Raw genomic sequence first — 20,761 nt, forward strand, 5'->3', positions numbered from 1 at the left:
CACGCAAACGTCATCTCCTGAGAGCCGGCCGGGTTCGGCCCGGCCACGCGGGCGCGTCCCACGCAGGCGCGCTCCCGGGGATCGGCGTTCAGTCGTCGCGGTGCGCGAGCGCCGCGCGACGATGGTCGCACTTGCCGGGGATCGGAAAGCCGCAGACCGCCTCTTCCGTCAGGCAAACCTGCTCCGCGGGACACTGCTCCGGATCGAGGACGCCGGGATCGCAGGGACGAGAGCAGAAATCGGGCCTCGCCAGCGGGGCGTCGTAGCGGCCGTTGCCGTCGACATCGATGGTGATCGGGTTGGTGATCGCGTAGGGCGGGACCGGCGACCAGTCGGGCACCGTCGGCGTGGGCGCGAACAGGGCGCTGAGCGCGGGGATCCGGCCGAACGCGTCGCCGGCCAGCCGGGAGAGCTGGATCTCACCGAAGGGCACGTCCAGGGAGACAGGGCTCATGAGGTTCCTGTCCTCGAGCCCCATGGCGATGATCACCACCCAGGAGTCGCGATCCGGCGCCGTGAAGGTGACCTTGCCGCGCACGTCCACGATCGCGCTCGGCGGCATGGCCGGCTCCAGCAAGCGGAGCATCCCGCCGTTCAGGTAGATCTCCACCCGATCGACGCCGAACCAGCTCGCCGTCTGGACATCGAACAAGAGCTCGAGCGGCTCCCCCGCGCTCGCCGCCGCCACCTCACCATACGTCTTGCCGCGGATCGTCGCGCGGATGAAGGGGCCGTACGTCGCGAAGGCGTGCGCGCCCCGCAAGCTCTCGACCGCGGCCGGCGTCTCGAGGGCGGCCGGGGAGTCGGTCGCGCTCCGGAAATAGGTCCGCGGGAAGCCCGGCTCCTTCGACCCGTCGTGGCTGTCGCTGCTGGCGATCTGCGCCGGGGCGAAGCCCCGATCGAGGTAGCGGAAATAATCGTCCACCTGGCCCGCGCGGTACGTGCACGGCGCGTCGCGCGCGTCCTCGGGGACCGGAGCGCCGCCGAGCGCCGCGGGTCCGCAGAGCTCCTGGCTGTCGGAGGTCGTTCCGGAGAAGGTCCAGTTGTTCGCCTGCTCGTCGGGCGTCCGGGCGAGGATGCGCTTCATCAGCGCCCATGCGAGCTCGGTGCGGGCGCGGCGCTTGCAATCGGAGAATGCGATAGCGGCGGCAGCCGCGCCTGCGCCGGGGGCGCCGCCCGGCGCGGACGTCGCCGCGCACGGCGCGCGCAGCCAGCCCGCCACCTCGGGGCACGCGGCCTCGATCTCGGCGGCGCTCCCGGCGGCGTTCAGCCGCGCGAGGCAGCGGTTCCAGTCGACGACCTCGGCCACGCTCGGCGTGCGCACCAGATCGAACCGCTTGCCGTTGATGACCTCCATCGCGTCGAACGCGCAGCTCGCGGTCCGGAAGACGGGGTTGTTCTCCTCGAGGAACGTCGGCGTCCGGCCCATCGTGTAGGTGTCGACGCCGAGCTGGTCGATGTAGCCGAAGAAGCCGTCGCGCGGGTGCGCGACGATCGTCAGCGGCGCCACGGTGCCGTCGCCGGAGGCCCGGATGGCGTCGAGGATCGCCCCGCCGGGCTCGCACGTCCAGTCGTGCGCCCCGTGGCCCGGGACATCGAGCTCGTCGTACTCGAGCGGGAACCCGATGAAGTGCCCCTGCTCCAGCGTGGTGATCTCCGCCCCGATCGCCGTGGCGAGGTGAGGCGCGAGCCCGAGCGCGCGCGCTGTCGGCTGGTAGTCCGTCTCGACGTCGTGGTCGGTCGACACCGCGAGCTCCACGCCCTCCGCCGCCACCGTGGCCACCCGCCGCGGCAGCGCCATGCCGCTGTCGAAGCTCGGCTCGGAGTGGAGGTGCATGTCGGCCGACATCCACCCGCTCGTGTCGACCTCGCGCACGAGCGTGGCGTCGAGCTCCAACGTGCGGCCCGGCGCGAGCGTGACGTCGCGCTCGACGTAGATGCCGTACTCGATGCCGCGCGACACCGTGATCTGGTATCGCCCGGGCTCGATCTCGACCTCTCCCTCGCCGGTGGCCGTGATCTCGACGGCGCGGTTGCCGTTCCCGAGCCGGCCGTCGCCGAGGTAGACCCTGCGCTGGCCGTCGCCCGGGAGCCTCCGCCCCGCCTCGTCGAGCGAGGCGAAGGCGAGCTTGGCCGGCACCCGCTGGCCCGCCTCGTCCGCGACCCGGTAACGCACCCTCGCCGGCGCGGGGAGGCGCGGCGACACCACGACCTCCTGTCCGGCCCGGAGGCTCACCCGGAGGGGCGCCGACATCGCCGTCCCCGCAGCGTTCCTCGCCACGAGCAGGTAGCTGCCGGGCGGCAGGGCGCCGCGGAAATCGCCGTCCTCGGACGGGTCGAGGCCGAGATCCGCGTCGATCTCGTCGACGAGGCCCACGTCGCCGCGCGCCTCCCGGTTGGCCGCCACGAGCTCGTCCAGCGAGGCGAAGGGCCGCGCGGGATCGGGATCGGCGAAGACGAACACCCGGGCGTTCGGCGCGGCCTCGAGGGTGTCTTCCCACAGCACGTGGCCGCTGACCGCGCCGGTCGCGGTCCCGCGGAGCCGGTGCATCACGCCCGTCACGCTCGAGACGTCGCCGTCGCCCACGGCCAGGTAGCGCTCGTAGCTGAACGCGCGGTGGGCGTCGCACGCCTCGTCGTCCTCCTCGCTGAACAGGCACGATCGGCTGGCGGATACGAACGCCGTCGCCGCGCTGGCGAAGAGGGGCACGTTGACCACCGATGGCGCCGCGCCCTCCGCTGCCTTCGTGAAGTAGCCGTAGCTGACGTCCCCGCCCGCCGCGGCCACGAAATCGAAGGTGAGCGGCGCCTGGAAGGAGTTCCGCCCCGCGTTCCACGCGTCCTGGACCGCCGTGTCCTCGTCGAAGCCCGCGCCGGGCGCGAAGACGTCGTTCTGGTTGCCGAAGAACACGAAATCTCCGGCGACGATGCCGGCGCGGCGCGACGACGCCTCCTGCGCGGCCTCCGGCGGATCGCCGAGGACGCCGCCGAACACCGAGACCGGGGCCGTGGCGTTGTCCAGCGGCAGGACCTCGCTGCACGCGCAGGTCAGGCAGCCGCCCGGATCCTGCCGATACCCGTCCGGGCACGGCTCGCAGCTCCTCTGGGGCTCGCAGCCGGGCGGCGGCCTGTCGTCGAGCAGGAGGACCGTGCGCACCGTCACGAACCGATCGCCCGGGTGAAGGAGGTAGTCTGTCCGGAAGCGGATCCTGGAGCGGACGCCGGGGAAGAAGAGGCCGAGCAGATCCTCCTGCGCCCGGAGCAGGCCTATCGCCTCGAACAGGAACTCTCCGTCTCCCTCGACGCGGATCCCGGCCTCCGCGCCGTCGGAGCCGTCCGCGAGCACGGAGACGTCGGTCGCCGTCGGGTCGGGCACGATGAGGTTGGCGAGCGAGAACATCTCCGCGAACCGGTCGCGCCCCTGTCCGCCCTCCTCGCCGATCCGGCCGCGCCGCCGGTCGACGTCGACGATGGCCCCGCCGAAGATCCCCGGCCCGGGCGAGTCTCGCCCGCCCAGGATCGCCACGCGGATCTGGTCGTTCTCGAGGAGGAAGTCGCCTATGTCCGCCATCGCCACAGGGCCGCCGACGAGCTCGGCGCGCTGCTCTATCCGCTTGGCGCGGAGCAGCCGATCGCCCCCGCAGCTCGGCAGCGCGGGGGCGGCGAGCGCGGCGGCGGCGAGCGGGACGAGCGCTACCCGGGTGAGCCAGCGGTGGGTTCGCCGCACAGAGATCTCTCCTACAGCGAGAGCTGGAGTTGCAGGAGGAGCACGTCGTTCGAGAGCGACAGCCCGCCGAGCTCTTCCCGGTGCGTGTATTCGAGCTGCGCCTTCACCAGATCGTCGTACGCGTGGTAGCTCGCGCCGCCGGTGAGCACGAGGTTGTCCCCTTCATCGTCGATATCCAGGTTGGGGTCGATCCACTCCACGCGACCCGATACACCGAGCTTCCGGGCGATGAGCATGTAGCCTGCCTCGAAGACGAGCGCGAGCGACGAGATCGAGGTGATCTGCGCGATTGGCTGGGTGGGCACCGCCTTGGGGCTCGCCCCGGTCCAGAGCACCTCGCCGAGCGCGTGAAGCCCCGCGGCGTGCACCAGGACATCGGCGCTCGCGCCATAGAGCGTGCGCGCGCCGCCGTCGCTGAAGAAGCCGTCGGCGCCGACCCCGAGGCGGAAGGGCGAGCGGGCGACGTCCTGGAGCGTACGGCCGAGCGGGCCCCGCGGCTCGGTGGCGACCCGGCCGGCGACGGCGATCCCCTCGAAGCGGTTGCCGAGGGGAGCGAGGCTCTCGGAGGGACCTGCGTAGAACTGATCCGATCGCTGGAAGGCGTTGTAGACGCCCGCGTGACAGCTGAAGGCGCGGTCCTGGAAGTGCCCTTCGGCCTGGATCCCGACCTGCGTGAACGGGGCGATCGCGCGGACGGCGAGCGGCCGCTCGGCGAGGGCGCCGTCGCCTGCGCCGGTCATCGCCGAGCGAGAGAAGGGCACGGTGCGCGCGCCCGCGATCACCTCGAGCGGGCGCGCCGCCGTGACGCCGGCCCACGCCTCGTGGATGCGCGCCGTCCCCGCGTCGTCCCCGGCGAGCTCCGTCGAGATGGCGAACCGCACGAGCCCCGCGACGTCGCCGCGCAGCCCGGCGCGGACCCGGCGCAGGCGGAAGCCGGGCTGCTCGGCGCTGTCGCCGGCCTGGCCCAGCGCGTCTTCGCCCACGTAGGGCGCGGCTTGCAGCGCGAGCAGCGCGATCGGCGCGATCTCGAGCGGCCCGAGCGCGACCCGCACCCGCTCCCGGAAGCCCGGCGGCAAGAGGTCGCCGCGGTCGCCGCCGCTCGCGGGCGCCGGAGACGCGGGCGCTGGCGCCTCGCGCGGCCGCGGCTCCCGCGCCTGCGCGCTCGCCCGATCGGCCTGCGCCGCTGCGCCTTCCGGCTCGGCGGCCGCCTCGACCCCTTCTGCCTGCGCGTCGCCCGGGCTCGCGACCGCGGCGGCGGGCTCCGCTGCGGCGGGCTCGGGCTCCTGCGCGCGCGGCGTGGCGGCGGCGAGCAGGACTGCGGCGCCGCCTGCGACGCGAGCGAGGTGCCTCATGGATTCGGGTCTCCTGGAGCGCCCCTGCCGCTCCGGCTGGCCAGTGGTCGTCACCTCGTGCCGTGTCCACCCGGCGAGGTGCCCGGGAAACTAGAGGAAGACACGCGGCGCTGCAATCCGCGCGGCGCGCTGTGCTAACGCTCGCGGCCTACCCGAGCCTCGCGCAGCAGCGCAGGGAAGGGGAGCGCCACACTTCTCATGGAAATGCCCGGTTCGAGCCCGTCCGACAGTGATCCCACCTCCCGGGCCGGCGCGTCCGCCGCCCCGCCGCCTCGACCTCCTGGCGCGGAGGCGCCTCCCGCGGTCGAGAGCGGGAATCGCTGGCCCTGCGACAGGGTGTTCGTCGCGACGTTCGTGCTCCTCGCCGTCGCAGCCATCGTGCCGATATGGCGGGTGCGGTTCCTGCCGTTGCTCGATCTGCCGAACCACCTCGCGGCCGTCCATATCTGGCACAGCTTCGACGAGCCGTGGACGCGCTTCAGGGACTTCTACGAGCTCAGCCTCCGTCCGGCCCCCTACGGCGCCTATCACATCCTGACGCACGTGATCGCCTATGGCGTCGGCCTCGAGAACGCGAATCGCGTCGTGCTCTCCGGTTATGTGCTCGCCATCCCCGCGGCGGCGCTCGGCTGGGCGCGCCGGACGCGGCGCAGCCCCTGGCTCTCGGTCCTCACCTTCCCGCTGGCCTTCACCCTCTCCTGGGCGTGCGGCTTCCTGCCGTTCCTCGTCGGCGTCGCGCTGCTGCTCGCCGGCGTGCTCGCGCTCGACGCCTACCTCGATCGGCCGAGCCCCTTGCGCGGGGCCGCCGTCGCGCTGCTCAGCGTCGGCTGCGGCCTCAGCCATCCGCTCATCCTCTTCGGCTATTACGTCTGCGTCGCCGTGTTGATGCTCTGCCACCTGCCCCGGTGGTCGCGGATCGCCGTCGCGCTGCCGCTCTTCGCTCCCGCCGTCGCGCTCGTCCTGTGGCAGCTCGTCGCCTTCAAGAGCCCCATGGTCGATCTGCGGAGCGGCCCGCGGTTCCAGGGCGTCTGGGTGCCATGGCACGAGATGCTCCGATCGTTCCCCGAATACACGCTCGACTCGGTATCGGGCGATCTCGACACCCGGCTCTTCTGGGTGCTCTTCGCGGTGGCGTCGCTGCTGGGCCTCTCCGGCGCCGCCCGGCGCTTCCTCCCTGGCAGTAGCCTTCCCGCGCGCGAGCCAGCTGCGCCTGTCGGCTCGCTTCTCGACCGGCTGCATCGCCATCGCTCTCTCGCCCTCTGCGCTGCGATGGCGATCTGCTATTTTCTCGTGCCGCTGCATCTGGCTCGCCCCTTCGACTGGTGGTTCGTGAGCGGGCGCTTCTCGCCGTTCATCTGCTTCTTCGGCTTCCTGGCCATCACGGCGCCGCTCCAGGGCCGCTCGCGCCTCCTGATGGCCCCCGCCGTGGCGGCGGCGCTCGTGCTGCCGCTCCACCTCTCGGAGAAATATGCGCGCTTCGACGAGCGGGTCGCGCCGTTCGCCCGGATGGTGGAGCGGATCCCGCCGGGCGCCGAGGTCCTCTTCTTGACGCTGCCTCCGCGGACCGATGAATCGCTGATCATCGAGGGCACGAACCACTTCTCCTCGTGGGTGCAGATCATGCATGGGGGCTTCAGCGCGGACGGCTGGCACAATGTGGGTTTCCCCTTCACGCTGAAGCGTCGCCTCCCCGCGCCGCCGTCGAACCGCGGTGAGTGGTTCAAGCCGGATGTCCATGGCGTCGCGTACGATTACGTGATCCTCCGGAACGAGCGGCCGGACAAGCCGGTGTTCACCGCGGCGCACCCCTCGTTTCGCCGGATCGAGCGCGATGGCGCCTTCACGCTCTACGAGCACACGCGTTGAGCGACGCCACCGACCGGGTAGTCTACGATCCTCGCGGTCGGCCACCCCTCGGGTGCGTCGCGCCGAGGAGGGGAGCCGCTTGCCGATGTCGACAAGAACCCGCGCAGTCCGTCGCCGCCCGCTGGCCTGGAGCGGAGGGCTCGCCGCCGTGGTCTGGCTCGCGCTGGCGTCCGGCGTGGCGCCGTCCTGCGCCGGCGCGGCAGGCCCCGACATCCCGCGGGGTGCGGGAGGCGAGGGCGCTTCCGGCTGTCCGGCGGACTGCGCCGCGGACCCGAGCGCCCCGCTGTGCGACCCGGAGACGGGCGACTGCGTGGCCTGTCTGCCTGGCCCTCTGGCGTGCCCGCCCGGTCAGTACTGCGATCCCGAGGCGAAGCGCTGCCTTCCGGGCTGTGAAGCCGAGTCCGACTGCGCAGCTCCGTTCACCTGCGATCCCGCGAAGCACGCCTGTGTTGCTTGCCTCGTCGACGGCGACTGTCCCCTGGGCGCGCTGTGCACCGGAGAGGGCGAGTGCGTTCAGGGCTGCTCGGCGGCGCACCGGTGTGAGAGCGGCGCGGCGTGCTGCGATGGTGTCTGTCGGGATCTCCAGACGGACGCGCTGAGCTGCGGCGCCTGCGGTCGCGCCTGTCCGGAGCTCTCGCACGCCGGGATCGCCTGCGTCTCGGGCGCGTGCGCGCTCACCGCCTGCGAGGACGGGTTCCTCGACTGCAACCACGATCCGGCGGACGGGTGCGAGCACGACGAAGCAGCGCGCGGGCCCTGCTCGTGCGCGCCGGGCGACACGAGGGTGTGTTACGAGGGACCGCCGGGCACCGAGGGGGTCGCTCCCTGCGCCCCCGGGGTCTCCACCTGCAGGTCGAGCGGCCTCTCGTGGGGGCCATGCCTTCACCAGGTGCTGCCGGCGCTCGACGTGTGCGCCGACGGCGTCGACAACGACTGCGACGGCACCGCCGACAACCCACCCGATCAGGACGGCGACGGGTGGACGATCTGCGATGGCGATTGCTGCGACTCGCCTTCGGACGGGTGCGGCACCCCGGCCCTCGTGAACCGCGGCGCGTTCGAGGTGGAGGGCAACGGGATCGACGACGACTGCGACGGCGTGGCAGACAACACCGCGCCTTGCGACGCCGGGCTCACGAGCGACTCGCCGACCGCGCTCGACTATGCCAAGGCGATCGACCTCTGCGTCACCACGACGGCGAGCCCGCCGTCGCGCTCGCAGCGCACGTGGGGTGTCCTCTCCGCGAGCTTCCACCGCGCCGACGGCGCAAGCGCGCCGGCCGCGGCCCAGCGGTCGATCCGCCAGGGCTTCGGCTCCGGCATCACGCCGCTCCAGGGCGCGCGGCTCGCGGTGCTCTCGACCGGCGTCGCCGCGGCCGAGGCGGCGCCGAACAACACGAGGCCGAGCTTCGCCCCGTTCCAGGGCGGCCAGGACATGGGGACGTCGAGCAGGGTGCCCGCGGACTGGCTCGACGCGAACGGCGACAACCTCCCGAACGCGCCCGGGTGCCCTGACCCGCAGGGTGGCGCGACGGCCCACGATCCCGTGATGCTGAAGCTGCGCGTCCGCGTGCCGACGAACGCGAGCGCGTTCAACGTCTCGACGTTCTTCCTCTCGTCCGAGTATCCGGAGTGGGTATGCAGCCGGTTCAACGACTTCTTTCTGGCGCTCCTCGACTCGACGTTCGAGCCCTTTCCGGGCGAGACGGCGAACCCGGCGGACGGGAACCTCGCCTTCTATGACCCGCCGCCCGCCGGGGCGCCGGTCTACCCGCTGGGAACGAACCTCGCGTTTGGCGGCACCGGGCTCTTCACCCAGTGCGTGAACGGGCCGACCGGGTGCGGCGGCGGCGCCACCCCCGGCACCACGACGACCTGCACGAGCATCACCCAGCTCCGCGGGACGGGGTTCGATGCCACCAGGCCGCCCGCCCACGTCAGCGGTGACCCTGGCTGGTGCGGATCGAGCGAGCGCGCGGGCGGCGGGACCGGATGGCTGGTCATGAACGGCAATGTCACCCCGGGTGAGATCATGGAGCTGCGCTTCGTACTTTGGGACACCGGCGATCCCTGGAACGATTCCGTGGCCCTCCTCGACAACTTCCAGTGGTCGACGTTTGCCTCGACGCCCGGCACGCGCGAGTGAAGCGCCGCGCGGGACGATAGCGCGCGACCGCAGCGGACGGACGGCGACCCGATTACACTGCGCGGCGCAAAGAGGACCGCGGCACGCATCCCTCGGCCTCGCGCTCGTCAGGAGCGCTTCCGTTCATCACCCAAGGAGACTGCATGAGGAGAACGATCACGCCGCTCGCGCTGTTGCTCGCGAGCCTGTCTTTCGCCACGCTCGGCTGCGATAGCAAGGGGAGCGACGCGACGGCCCCCGGAGCGGTGGCCGAGGGCAAGCCGACCGAGAGCGCCGCCCCTGCGGCGACGACGGCCGCGCCGGTGGCGACGGCGGCCGTGCCGGCCGCGGCGACCGCCGAGCCGACGGCCGCTGCGTCGGCCGCTCCGGCGGAGACGGCCGCGGCGACCGCCGAGCCGGCGGAGACGGCGGCGCCGAAGGCGACGGCCGCTGCGTCTGCCGCCGCGGCCGCGGGGCCAGCGTCGACCGGCGCCGCGCAGGCGGGCGAGAAGAAGTTCGAGTGCGGGGCGAAGGGCCAGAAGATGTGCCCGATGCAGGCCTGGATGAAGAGCACGATGGCCTCCGCGACCTCGAGCGGCGACGCCGCGAAGATCGCGACGGCGCTGCAGTACGTGGCCAGCAAGCCGCCGCCCGGCATGGGCAGCTGGGTGGCGATCACGAAGGCCGGCATCGCCAAGGCGAAGGCCGGCGACGTCGACGGCGCGAAGGCGAGCTGCAAGCAGTGCCACGACCTCTACAAGGAGCAGTACAAGAAGACGATGCGCGATCGTCCCTGGTGAGCCGCCCGCCGGCGGCGCGGCGGATGCGCTCCGGCTCGCGCCGCTCGCCGCTGCGTCCCCGCGGCTCGCCGCGGCGAAATTCCCGTAACCAAACGATATTTTCGCGGGCTCACGGCGCCGTGGCGAGCGCCGAGCGCCGCTTCCTGGAGCGCCGCGAGCGGCGAGCGTCGCCGCCGCGCGCCCGGTCGGCGATCGCTGCTCGGTCGGCAGGGCGCGGGACAAACATCTTGGACGGGAGGGGGTGATGCGATACAGCGCTGAGCTGATGGCGCGCGCTGTTCGCACAGGCCCTGGGGGTGCCCATGCGCCTGCCACCGCGTCCACTCGCGCGCGGGGGGCCGGCAAATCGAGCGGGGCAGCGGCTGCTCCGCGCCCGCGCGTCGGCCAGACCGCCGACCCGTTCTCGAGCGGCGCGACGCCGCCCCCGAAGCCGCGCGCGGGCGCGGCGCCGCGGCTCACCGGGGACGCGGCCCTCGACGTCAGGTCGAGCACGGCGGCCCCGAGCGTGCGCCCTCCAGCGGCCCCGTCCGCGCCGAGCGTGCGCCCTCCAGCGGCCCCGTCCGCGCCGAGCGTGCGCCCTCCAGCGGGCCCTCCGCGGGCGGAGGCGGGTGCTCCTGCGGCCGCCTCGAAGAGGCCTCCTCCGCCGGACGAGGACGACGACGACGATGACGACGACGCGCGGGGCGGCGCGCAGCGCGGCCGGCCGCGCGGCCCGTTCACCCAGCACCGGCGGCTCGACTCGCTGCGCAGCCTGCTGCAGAAGCACCCTGCTGGCCTGACGATCTACGATCTCGCGCGCGAACTCAACGTCACGCCGCGCTCGCTCCGGCGCTACCTTGTCGAGGTCAAGCGCGAGCTCGATCTCGTGTCGGTCGCCACGCGCCCCGGGGGCCCTCGCCTCTGGCGGCTGTCTCCGAGCGAGGCGCCCCGGCGCGTCGAGGTGCGGCGGACGCAGGCGTACGCCCTGCTCGCCGCCCGCCGGCTGTTCGAGCCGATGCGCGGCTCGACCCTGTTCGAGGAGATCGACCTCGCCGCGCAGCGCCTCCTCGGCGTCGCGCGCAGACCCGGGCGCGGCCCGAACGCCGGCGTCGCCGACGCGCGGCTGGAGGAGCGCTTCCTCTATCTCCCGTTCGCTCCGAAGGACTACGCCGCGCGCACCGAGGAGCTCGACGACCTGTTCCAGTCCGTCGCCGACCTGCGCCCCCTGCGGTGCCGCTACCGCCGCTCGCGGGACGGGCGCGAGGAGCGGGTGCTCATCCACCCGTACGCGCTCGTCCTCTACAAGGACGCGATCTACTGCGTGGGCCTCCACGTGGGGCGCGGCGAGGTGCGCACGTTCCTGCTCGATCGCATGCGCGACACGGAGTGCGCGGTCACCGAGCGGTTCGAGCTGCCCCCGGATTTCTCCATCGACGACTACTTCCAGGGCCAGTTCGGCATCTGGCGCGGGGGCGAGCCCCGGCGCGTCGTGATCGACTTCGACGAGCGCGTCACCGAGTTCGTGCGGACGCGCAAGGTGCATCCGTCTCAGGAGATCACGCCGCTTTCCGGCGGCGGCGTGCGGCTCACGATGCTCATCGGCGACATGACGGAGCTCGCGACGTGGGTCCTCGGCTTCGGCGAGACCGCACGCGTCGTCGAGCCGCCCGACCTCGTGGACCGCGTGAAGCGCGAGCTCGCGGGCGCGCTCGCCCGCTACGAGGATCCGCCGGCCGAGGCCTAGCTCCCCAGTCCAGCGATCCCGGGTGGGATCGCTGACCCACGGAGCTGGCCCGCCTCAGCGCGAGGCCTGGAGCGCCTCGTCGATCATCTTCTGGTGCTCCGCCGGGTCCGCCCAGCGGGCGCGCCCCTCGGCCGGCAGCTGATCGATCGGATCGAAGTACGTGTACCGCTGCCCCGGCTTGACGCTCGGCGCCTCGAACACCGAGATCCCGGTCGTGCGGTCGTAGTGCTCGAACGAGTGCGCGTCGCGCTTGCCTCCGCCGCCGGGCGCGTCGACGACGAACGTCGGCGTGTTGAACCCGGCGGTCGAGCCGCGCACGTACTTCTCGATCGTGAGCCCGGTCGCCAGCGTGGTCCGGAGGTCCTCCACGCCGCGGACGAGGTCGTGGATGTAGACGTAATAGGGGTGCACGTGCACGTGCCCCAGGCGCTTCACGAGCAGCTTCATCGTCTCGGGCGTGTCGTTCACCCCGCGCTGCAGCACGGACTGGTTCCTGACCGTGATCCCCCGCTCGAAGAGCTTGTTCATCGCGTCGCGGGTGACGCCCGTGATCTCGTTCGGGTGGTTGAAGTGCGTGTGGATCACGACCTCCTTGTGCAGCTTCCGGCCGAGCTCGACCGTGCGCGTGACCGCGTCGATCCACTCGTCGTCGGTCAGGATCTTCTGCGGCATCACGGCCGGGCCCTTCGTGGCGAGGCGGATGCGCTGGATGTTCGGCATCCTGAGGAGCGTCTCGCCGATCGCGCCGAGCTGCTCCGGCCGCAGGTTGTACGCGTCGCCGCCGGAGACGACGATGTCCTCGAGCTCGGGGCGCGACGCGATGTACGCGTACGCTCGCTTCCAGCGCTCCTCGTCGACCTTGAAGTGGGTCTTCTCGACCTCCTCCGTGTCGATGCCCACCGCGTAGCTGCGCGTACAGAAGCGGCAGTACACGGGGCACGTGTCGAGCGGCAGGAAGAGCGCCTTGTCGGCGTACCGGTGCGTCAGCCCGGGGACGGGCGCGTCCGCGCGCTCGTGCAGGGAGTCGAGCCCGAGCTTCGGGTGATCCGGCAGGAAGCGCGAGGCCAGCGGGATGAACTGAGTCCGGAGCGGATCGGTGTACGGATCGTTCCAGTCGATCAGAGAGAGCATGTACGGCGAGACCCGGACGCTCATCGGCGCGCGCGCGAAGCCCTCGGTCGCGTCCCGGATGAAGTCGTCCGACACCATCCCGCGCAGCGTGTCGAGCAGCTTGTCGGGGCGGGTGATCGACTTCTTCGCCTGCCACCGGTGGTCATTGAACTGCTCGTCGGTCACGTCGGCGTAGGCCGGGATCCTCCGGAAATCGGGCAGCTCGAGCAGGTTCGCGTGATGGAGGGACGCCGGGTCCACCGGCGGCTTGAGGGGCGCGATGTCGTGGCTTCGCTTGCTGAGTTCGATGAGGCTCGAGGTGGTCGTCATGTCGTGGACCCTTGCTCGCGCGGAGCAAAGAGAGCGTCGAGGGATGGCCGCGTGCCTGCGCCTGCGCGTCTCGGGGCCTGCCCGGGAGAGGCTGCGGCAGCGGTTCCTGGGAGCGTAGCATCGCGGTACCCCGTCGGGGGCGATGTACGCCGCTTGTCGCCGAGCGGCGCCTCTGGCGGGCGGGCGGGGGGCTGGCGAGCGCGCTCGCTGTTGGCGGGCACGATTGGCGGGCGCGCGGGCCGGTCAGGGTTCGATCGACGCGACCGTGGTGTCCCGGGTAGTGCGGTAGCGCGCGTAGTAGGTCCGGACGCGCGTCACGTAGGCCTGGGTCTCTTCGTACGGCGGGATGCCGCCGTGCCTCATGACCGCCCCTTCACCGGCGTTGTAGCCGGCGATGGTGAGATCGAGATCTCCGTTGAAGAGGTTGGCCAGGATGCGCAGGTACCGCGTTCCACCGAAGATGTTCTCTCGCGCGTCGAACGCGTCGCGCACCTGCATGCGGAGCGCGGTCTCTGGCATCAGCTGCATCAGCCCCTGCGCGCCGACGGGCGAGACGGCCCGTGGATCGTAGTCGCTCTCGCACTTGATCACCGCGCGGACGAGCTCCTCGGGGATCTGATAGAGCGCGGCGGCCTGCCGGATCCACGCGTCGTAGCGGCTGAAGCGATCGAGCGATTTGTCGCTCGGCGCGACCGGCGTCACCCCCGCGCGCGTCGTCGAAGAGCGGCGCCCGTCGCCCTTGATGTACAGCTTGAACCGCGCGTCGCCGGTGGGGCGGTTCGCGAAGTGCACCGTTCCATCCGCATCGGTGTACGTGAAGATGTCGGCGAGCGCGCTGCCCGGGTGCAGCGCGAGGACGGCGAGCCCGAGCGCGGCGGCGAGGGCGCGCAGGGGCACGCGAAGGGAAGGCCCGGAGGTCGACGGGGCAGGCATCTCTCGGTTCAGCATAGGTTGCGATCGTCCGCTCGCGCAAACCGCACCGTATCGGCGGAAATCGTGCCGGTGGAATCGGAGGAAGCTGAAGCTGAATTGGAGAGCAACGCTTCGGGCACGCGCCGTCATCCCGAGGACGCCGTCGTGAGGCGATCCGGCGCACCGCCCCCCGTCCTGGAAGCTCGGTCTGGTGAGCACGTCCCGGGCGCTGTAGTAAGGCGGGCGCCATGGACATCGGCTGGCGGCATGTGCTCGCGGGGGTTGCGGCCCTCTTCATCCTGTTCCTCGTCGTCAAGATGCGCCCTGCCCGGCGGCGCCGGGACGCGCTGAGCGCCGAGGTGCAGGCCGCGCGGGAGCGCGCGCGGCGCGCCGCGACCCCGCGCGAGCGGGCCGAGGCCCTGTGCGACGCTGGCGTACAGGCGATGCACGGCGGCCGCCGCGTGACAGCGGCCGTGGGGTTCTTCGTGCGCGCGATGCGCGCCGACCCGACCTCGGCTCGGGTCATCGAGCTCGCGAGCGGCGCGCTGGCCAGGCGCAAGCCCCGGCTCCTCGAGAAGATCCTCTGGCGGAGGCTCGCGGTGCTCCCCTGGGACGGCGAGCACCGCGACGCGGTGCGCGCGGCCGCGGGCGGGCTGGAGGCGCTCTACCGGCGCGGGATCCGTGACCGCAGCCGGGCGGAGATCATGCGCAAGCTGACCCAAACGCTCGGCTGAGCCAAGGCGCGAGGGCGCGTCATCGGGCGCGCCGCCGGCTGGCCGCGAAGGCGTGCGAAGGCGTCAGAAGACGTCACGTCCCCCAGAACGATCGCGGCAGCGCGCCGCGGTTCGACAGCGCGACGAGGTCCATGAGCAGCGCGATCGTGACGTGGACCAGGAAGCCCGAGTAGATGCTCTTCGTGCGCATCGCGAGCGAGCCGAGCGCGATCCCGGCGACCACGGCGCCGGCCGCCTCCAGGTACGGCTTGCCGAAGTGGATCATGCAGTAGGGGACGATCATCGCGAAGATCGCGCCGGAGCCCAGCGTGTGCCGCAGGCCGGCGAGCCAGAAGCCGCGGAAGAAGATCTCCAGCGCGAAGAACTGGGCGAAATACATCGTCTCCCAGGCGATGAGGTCGAACCAGGAGCGGGAGGACTGCTTGTAGAACGGGTAATAGGTCCCGAAGTCGGGCGCGCTCGCGACGACGAACACCGCCGGGACGACGACGGCGAGGCAGAGCAGGTAGATCCACGCGTGCTTCGCGAGCCCCCGGACGCGCAGCCCCATGTCGAGCAGGCTGTCCTTCGGGAAGCAGGCCTTCCACGCGACCATCGGGATGGCGACGTAGCCGAAGACGCGGGTGAACGACCACCAGACGTAGCCGTAGAGCTCGTCGTAGCGGCGGAGCGAGATGGGCAGCAGCGTCCCGGCCGGCGAGAGCGTCTGGGCGAGCTCGAGCTCGCGCAGCCACGGCCGGATGTGCTCGTCGTAGACGGCGCGACCGCCGTAGTACTGCTGCAGCATGAGCACGACGGCGGTGATGGTGAACAGGACCGCGGGGCGGCGGTCGTAGCCGCCGGCGGCGAGGGTGCGCCGCTGGTGCTCGTGGGCCTCGACGTCGAGCTCCCGCCAGGTGCGCCGGAAGAAGAGCCAGAGGACGGGCGCGAGCGCGATGAACGCGACGACCGGGAACAGGGCCTTGAGGACGGTGCTCCCCAGGGCCGACGAGGGCGCGGCGAGGCGGGAGCCGACGTCCGAGAGGGGCGGCTGCAGCGGCCGGAGCCGGTCGACGTGCGCCACGAGCCAGCTCCCCAGGTTGAGCATCGGCGCGCCGTGTACCACGATCCGCGGCCCAGCACAGCGGCGACACTCGGGCGACGCGGGATCTCGACCGCCGCCGGCGCCGCCCCTCCGCAGCGCGCCCTTGCGGCGCCCCGCCCTGCTCTGCTAGATCGCGCCCCTCTTCAAAGCCGCGCGAGTCATCTCGCGCATGTCCGGCGCAGGCCTCGCCTGCCCGTGGGAGTCTCAGCAATGGCCAGCAAAAATCCGCTTGCGATCGTGAAGGAGCGCTTCGGCGACAAGGCGAAGCTCGTCGAGGCCGTGAAAGGGTTCGCGACCGAGGACCTCTGGCTCGGGCGCGTCAGCTCCGATCGGGGCGGCACGAAGGGCCTGGATCACGTCTCGAACGCCAAGCTCCTCCGCCTCCACGCGACGTTCAGCGTTGTAAAGGAGAAGTTCGGGACGCGGGCGAAGCTCATCGACGAGACGCTGACCGTCCTGAACCGGTCGAAGGACCAGGGGTACAAGAAGCGCCTCGAGGCGTACCCCGTCCCGCGCCTCTACGACCTTTACCAGTCGGCCTCGAAGCGGGCGAAGGCGGCCTCGAAGGCCCAGGCCTGAGCGCGCGCTGCTCGGAGCCCCCCTCCCGCCGGTTGTGACCGGGCTGCCTGCCCTTGAAGGTCAGGCGTTCCTATCGTAATGAGCCGCGTCGCCAGCGCGCGGCGTCCAGCCGTCCTGCGTCGGACCGACGATCTGACGTCCCCCTGATGAGCCAGAAGCCCCCTCGTGGGGGCACTCCCAGAGAAGGTGTGGGTGCCGCCGGCCGCGGCCCCCGCCAAGGAGAACGACCGTGAGCAGCGCGCACGAGACCGAGACCGACGTCTGGACGACCGAAGACGCCAAGTCGCTCTACATGATCGACCGCTGGGGTCGTGGCTACTTCGACGTGAGCCCGGACGGCAACCTCACGGTCGCGCCGCTCCAGGAGCGCGGCAGCAAGATCGCGATCCGCGACGTCGTCGACGCGGCGCTCGAGCAAGGGCTCCGCACGCCGCTGCTCATCCGCTTCCAGGATCTCCTCCATCACCGGGTGCGGGCGCTCAACGAGGCCTTCAACAGGGCGATCGCCGAGAGCAAGTTCCGCGGGACCTACCGCGGCGTGTTCCCGATCAAGGTGAACCAGCTCCGGGAGGTCGTGGAGGAGATCCTCGACGCGGGAAAGACCTACCACTACGGCGTCGAGGTCGGCTCCAAGCCCGAGGTGTTCGCCGGCCTGTCGGTCCATACCGACCCCGAGTCGCTGATCGTCTGCAACGGCTACAAGGACGACAACTTCATCCGCACGGCGCTGATCGGGCGCAAGCTCGGCAAGAAGGTGATCCTCATCGCGGAGAAGCTCTCCGAGGTGCGGATGATCACCCGCGTCGCCAAGGAGATGAACGTCGAGCCGATGATCGGGCTCCGGGTGCGGCTGCTCACCGAGGGCGCGGGCAAGTGGAAGACGTCGGGCGGAGAGAACGCGAAGTTCGGGCTCTCCACCGCCGAGATCCTCGCGGCGATCAGGATCATGGACGAGGCGGGCATGAGCTCCTCGTTCAAGCTCCTGCACTTCCATATCGGCTCGCAGGTGCCGGACATCCTGATCATCAAGCGCGCCGTGCGCGAGGCGACGCGCTACTACGCGAAGCTCCGCAAGATGGGGCAGCGCATCGAGTACATCGACGTCGGCGGCGGGCTCGCCATCGACTACGACGGCTCGCGCTCGACCTTCCACTCCTCGATGAACTACTCGGTCGAGGAGTACGCGCGCGACATCGTGCACAACATCGCCGACATCTGCGACGAGGAGCGGGTGCCTCACCCCAACATCGTCTCCGAGTCCGGGCGAGCGATCGTCGCGCACCACTCGGTGCTGGTCGTCCAGGCGTTCGGCTCGATCGAGAAGACGCCGATGTCGCCGATCGACATCCAGACCGAGGAGCACAAGCTCATCCAGAACCTCCTCTACATCAAGGACAACATCTCCGGGCCGAACCTCGGCGAGTCGTGGCACGACCTCCTCCAGATCAAGGAGGAGGCGCAGAAGATGTTCGAGCTCGGCCTCCTCAACCTCGACGTGAAGGCCCGGGTCGAGATCCTCTTCTGGGAGATCGCCGAGGGCATGCAGAAAATCGCGTCGTCGCTCGAGCCGGAGGAGGTGCCGGACGATCTCGGCGAGCTCCGCAAGCAGCTCGCCGACCAGTACATCTGCAACTTCTCGGTGTTCCAGTCGCTGCTCGATCACTGGGCGCTCGGCGCGCTCTTCCCGATCGTGCCGATCCACCGGCTGAACGAGCGCCCCGCGGCGGACAGCACGCTCGTCGACATCACCTGCGACTCCGACGGCAAGGTGAGCAAGTTCATCGATCTGAACGACGTGAAGGACACGCTCCCGCTGCACCCGATCTCGGGCGACCAGCCGTACTACGTCGGCATCTTCCTGACCGGCGCGTACCAGGACATCATGGGCGACATCCACAACCTCTTCGGCCGGGTCAACGAGGTGCACGTCTTCCTCGATGAGGACGAGGAGAGCGGGTACTACATCGAGGAGACGATCGCCGGGAACAAGATCCACGAGGTGCTGGCGCTGACCCAGTACGACAACCGCGATCTCGTGGGGAAGGTGAAGGCCCAGGTGGACGGCGCGATCAAGCAGGACCTCCTCAAGCCGACGGAGGGCATGCGGCTCCTCGCCGACTACGAGCGGGGGCTCAAGGACCAGACGTACCTGAGCCTCACCTCCACGCCGTGATCTCGGAGAGCACGGCGCCCTCGGTCCGCGCGTCGCTCCCCCGGCGCCGGCCCGGCTGGGCGCGCCAGGCGGCGCTCGTCGCGCGGAAGGACCTCGCGATCGAGCTCGCCACGGGCGAGATCGTCACCACGAGCGGGTTCTTCGCGGTGCTCGTCGCCGTGATCGCGTCGCTCGCGTTCTACGCGGGCCAGGACGCGGCCGAGCGGGTCGCGCCCGGGGTCATCTGGGTGAGCGTGGCGTTCGCGTCGGTGCTCGCGCTGAGCCGCACGTGGCAGCGGGAGCGCGAGGACGGCGCGCTCTCGGGCCTGCTCGTGCTGCCCATCGCGAGGAGCGCGCTCTTCGCCGGCAAGGCGCTCGGGCTCTGCGCGTTCGTGTTCGCGGTCGAGGTGATCATCATCCCGGTCGCGGCGCTCCTCTTCGCGGTGGATCTCGTGAAGACGGGCCCGGGGCTCGCGCTCTTCTGCCTCGCGGCGACGCCGGGCATCGCCGCGAGCGGCACCCTCTTCGGGGCCATGACCGTGCGCACCCGCGCCCGCGACCTCGTGCTCGCGAGCGTGCTCTTCCCGCTGCTCGCGCCCACCTTGCTCGCCGCGGTCGCGGGGACGCGGGAGCTCTTCGGCGGCGCGTCGATCGGCGAGCTCACCGACTACGTGGCGCTCATGGGCGTGTTCGACGTCGTGTTCCTCGCGGGCGGGCTCGGCCTCTTCGATCTGATCATCGAGGGCTGAGCCGCCGCGCGGGTCGATCTCGACGCGCGCGCCCGCAGGCTCACGCGGGCGCGCCGCGCGCCGCGCGCACGTCGTCGGCGAGGATCGTCGCCGCCCGCTCGATGCCGGCGAGATCGAGCGAGGCGCCGGTGCACTCGCCGATCGCCCACAGGCCGTCGCCCGCCTTGCAGCGCGCGTCGGCCTGCACCGCGTACCCCGCGCGCGGGTCGATCTCGACGCGCGCGCCCGCCTGCGCGGCGACCTCGAACGCGGGCGCGGCCGGCGCGTCCACCGCGACGGCCACGACGCGGACGTCGCTCGTCGGGCTGTCGGGGGCGAAGGGCGCGTCGCGCACCGTCACGCTCTTCACCTGCGAGATCCCGTTCACCGCGGCGAGCGCGGCGAGCGGGATCCGGACCGCGATGCGGTCGCCGAGGGCGCTCGCGAGCTCGTCGGCCCAGAGGCCCTCGCCCGCGAGCGCGACGGGGCCGGTCGGCTCGACGCCGCACGCGAGGAGCCGGCAGAACGCGCGCGCCGAGAAGACCCCGGGCAGATCGTTGTTCGGGAACGCCGCGACGCCGTCGTGCGCCCCGGTGGCGAAGACCTTGGCGGGCGCCCTGATCACGGTCGCGCCCGCGTCGCCGGCGACCAGGAGCTCGCCGAGGTAAACGCCGGCGGCCACGTGACGGCGGAGCACGCGGACGCCGTCGAGCGGGTATCGCGCGAGGAGCTCCGCCGCGCGGCGCGGCGCGCCGGCGAGCGACCCGCCGGGGGCGAGCCCGTCGTCGACCAGCGCCACGCGGAGGCCGCGCGCCGAGAGCGCCGACGCGGCCGCCACGCCTGCGGGCCCGGCGCCGATCACGGCCGCGTCCACGTCGAGCCGCGCGGCGCGCTCGGGGGGGAGCGCCGCGCTCGGCAGCTGCCCGAGCCCCGCCAGCTTGCGCGCGATCGACTGCATGACCCCGGACAGGCCGGGGACGCCGGCCATCAGGTGGTGGTGGTCGATCCCTTGCGGGAAGAACCAGTCGGTCACCTGGAGCAGGTCGGCCTGCCGCGAGCCCACGACGTTCTGCACCTCGATGCGCTCTCCACCGGCCGCCGGTCGCAGGCAGGTCATCACGTTGGGCACGCCATCGACCCGCGCGAGGCAGCCGTCACAGCCTCCGCGCAGGCAGGTCGGCGCCCTGGGACGGTGCAGCTTCGGGCTCCGCGCGAGCGTCACGCGCCCGGAGGCGATCAGCGCCACGGCCAGGGGCTCGCCCCGCTCCGCCGGGACGTCCGCCCCGTCGAGGGTGATGGTGACCGGATGCTGGAGCGCGCGAGCTCGCCGAAACATGGGCGGACGCTAGCAGACGCGCGCAGCGCCGGCAGAGGAGGGCGCGGGAGCAAGCAGGAGGAGAGAGACGGAGAGAGGCCGGAGCAGGGAAAGACAGACGATCGCCGGCGGCAGGAGCCCGACGCGCGGAGGCGCGCAATCACGGGAGGCGCGGGAGGCACGGGAATCATGGGAGGCAATGGGAGGCCATGGGAGGCAGCCGA

The 20,761-nt window shown here is 71.8% G+C and carries 14 protein-coding genes; 8 read left to right on the top strand and 6 right to left on the bottom strand.

Features of this window, described 5'->3' with window-relative positions:
• Positions 1-88: 88 nt before the first annotated feature.
• A complete protein-coding gene (locus tag WMF46_RS13230) occupies positions 89-3,727 on the bottom strand; it encodes a PHP domain-containing protein (protein WP_437985943.1) in 3,639 nt (1,212 codons plus the stop codon).
• 11 nt (positions 3,728-3,738) lie between these two features.
• Positions 3,739-5,079 carry a porin gene (locus WMF46_RS13235; protein ID WP_437985944.1) on the bottom strand — a complete coding sequence of 447 codons (1,341 nt, stop codon included), beginning with the start codon at positions 5,077-5,079 and terminating at the stop codon, positions 3,739-3,741.
• 198 nt (positions 5,080-5,277) lie between these two features.
• On the opposite strand from WMF46_RS13235, the gene WMF46_RS13240 reads away from it, so the two are divergent.
• From WMF46_RS13240 to WMF46_RS13255, 4 genes are all read left to right on the top strand, one after another.
• Positions 5,278-6,945, top strand: a complete 1,668-nt coding sequence (locus WMF46_RS13240) for a hypothetical protein (protein ID WP_437985945.1) — start codon at positions 5,278-5,280, stop codon at positions 6,943-6,945.
• Between the two features lie 85 nt (positions 6,946-7,030).
• Complete coding sequence (locus tag WMF46_RS13245) at positions 7,031-9,091, top strand: MopE-related protein (RefSeq protein ID WP_437985946.1); 2,061 nt, start codon at positions 7,031-7,033, stop codon at positions 9,089-9,091.
• 143 nt (positions 9,092-9,234) lie between these two features.
• Positions 9,235-9,870 carry a hypothetical protein gene (locus tag WMF46_RS13250; protein ID WP_437552281.1) on the top strand — a complete coding sequence of 212 codons (636 nt, stop codon included), beginning with the start codon at positions 9,235-9,237 and terminating at the stop codon, positions 9,868-9,870.
• A gap of 244 nt (positions 9,871-10,114) precedes the next feature.
• Positions 10,115-11,593: a WYL domain-containing protein gene (locus WMF46_RS13255; protein ID WP_437985947.1), complete on the top strand. Its 1,479-nt coding sequence runs from the start codon at positions 10,115-10,117 to the stop codon at positions 11,591-11,593.
• 54 nt (positions 11,594-11,647) lie between these two features.
• Here WMF46_RS13255 and WMF46_RS13260 read toward each other — a convergent pair whose 3' ends face one another.
• Both WMF46_RS13260 and WMF46_RS13265 read right to left on the bottom strand, forming a co-directional pair.
• The gene (locus WMF46_RS13260; RefSeq protein WP_437985948.1) at positions 11,648-13,033 is read right to left on the bottom strand and encodes a KamA family radical SAM protein; all 1,386 of its coding nucleotides are present in this window, start codon (positions 13,031-13,033) and stop codon (positions 11,648-11,650) included.
• Positions 13,034-13,276: 243 nt separating this feature from the next.
• Positions 13,277-13,981 (bottom strand): transglycosylase SLT domain-containing protein, encoded by a 705-nt coding sequence (locus tag WMF46_RS13265; RefSeq protein ID WP_437985949.1) that lies wholly within the window; start codon positions 13,979-13,981, stop codon positions 13,277-13,279.
• Positions 13,982-14,193: 212 nt separating this feature from the next.
• On the opposite strand from WMF46_RS13265, the gene WMF46_RS13270 reads away from it, so the two are divergent.
• Positions 14,194-14,679: a hypothetical protein gene (locus WMF46_RS13270; RefSeq protein WP_437985950.1), complete on the top strand. Its 486-nt coding sequence runs from the start codon at positions 14,194-14,196 to the stop codon at positions 14,677-14,679.
• A 73-nt stretch (positions 14,680-14,752) separates the two neighbouring features.
• Here WMF46_RS13270 and WMF46_RS13275 read toward each other — a convergent pair whose 3' ends face one another.
• Entirely contained in the window at positions 14,753-15,766 is a 1,014-nt protein-coding gene (locus tag WMF46_RS13275) for a CPBP family glutamic-type intramembrane protease (RefSeq protein WP_437985951.1), read from the bottom strand.
• A 207-nt stretch (positions 15,767-15,973) separates the two neighbouring features.
• On the opposite strand from WMF46_RS13275, the gene WMF46_RS13280 reads away from it, so the two are divergent.
• From WMF46_RS13280 to WMF46_RS13290, 3 genes are all read left to right on the top strand, one after another.
• On the top strand, positions 15,974-16,342 hold the full coding sequence (locus WMF46_RS13280; RefSeq protein ID WP_437985952.1) for a hypothetical protein: 369 nt from the start codon (positions 15,974-15,976) through the stop codon (positions 16,340-16,342).
• Positions 16,343-16,571: 229 nt separating this feature from the next.
• Entirely contained in the window at positions 16,572-18,515 is a 1,944-nt protein-coding gene (gene speA, locus WMF46_RS13285) for a biosynthetic arginine decarboxylase (protein ID WP_437552288.1), read from the top strand.
• The gene (locus tag WMF46_RS13290; RefSeq protein ID WP_437985953.1) at positions 18,512-19,243 is read left to right on the top strand and encodes a heme exporter protein CcmB; all 732 of its coding nucleotides are present in this window, start codon (positions 18,512-18,514) and stop codon (positions 19,241-19,243) included. Before speA ends, WMF46_RS13290 begins: the two co-directional genes overlap by 4 nt.
• A 40-nt stretch (positions 19,244-19,283) precedes the next feature.
• On the opposite strand, the gene WMF46_RS13295 is transcribed toward WMF46_RS13290, so the two are convergent.
• Positions 19,284-20,558 (bottom strand): (2Fe-2S)-binding protein, encoded by a 1,275-nt coding sequence (locus WMF46_RS13295; RefSeq protein ID WP_437985954.1) that lies wholly within the window; start codon positions 20,556-20,558, stop codon positions 19,284-19,286.
• Positions 20,559-20,761: the final 203 nt, after the last annotated feature.

This window comes from Sorangium sp. So ce117 (genome assembly GCF_051524395.1).
GTDB lineage: Bacteria > Myxococcota_A > Polyangia > Polyangiales > Polyangiaceae > Sorangium > Sorangium cellulosum_B.

Coding starts and splice junctions, on each gene's coding strand:
- WMF46_RS13295 (WP_437985954.1), bottom strand. CDS start 20,558: ATGTTTCGGCGAGCTCGCGCGCTCCAGCATCCGGTCACCATCACCCTC.
- WMF46_RS13280 (WP_437985952.1), top strand. CDS start 15,974: ATGGCCAGCAAAAATCCGCTTGCGATCGTGAAGGAGCGCTTCGGCGAC.
- WMF46_RS13270 (WP_437985950.1), top strand. CDS start 14,194: ATGGACATCGGCTGGCGGCATGTGCTCGCGGGGGTTGCGGCCCTCTTC.
- WMF46_RS13235 (WP_437985944.1), bottom strand. CDS start 5,079: ATGAGGCACCTCGCTCGCGTCGCAGGCGGCGCCGCAGTCCTGCTCGCC.
- WMF46_RS13260 (WP_437985948.1), bottom strand. CDS start 13,033: ATGACGACCACCTCGAGCCTCATCGAACTCAGCAAGCGAAGCCACGAC.
- WMF46_RS13250 (WP_437552281.1), top strand. CDS start 9,235: ATGAGGAGAACGATCACGCCGCTCGCGCTGTTGCTCGCGAGCCTGTCT.
- WMF46_RS13245 (WP_437985946.1), top strand. CDS start 7,031: ATGTCGACAAGAACCCGCGCAGTCCGTCGCCGCCCGCTGGCCTGGAGC.
- WMF46_RS13255 (WP_437985947.1), top strand. CDS start 10,115: ATGCGATACAGCGCTGAGCTGATGGCGCGCGCTGTTCGCACAGGCCCT.
- WMF46_RS13275 (WP_437985951.1), bottom strand. CDS start 15,766: ATGCTCAACCTGGGGAGCTGGCTCGTGGCGCACGTCGACCGGCTCCGG.
- WMF46_RS13240 (WP_437985945.1), top strand. CDS start 5,278: ATGGAAATGCCCGGTTCGAGCCCGTCCGACAGTGATCCCACCTCCCGG.
- WMF46_RS13265 (WP_437985949.1), bottom strand. CDS start 13,981: ATGCTGAACCGAGAGATGCCTGCCCCGTCGACCTCCGGGCCTTCCCTT.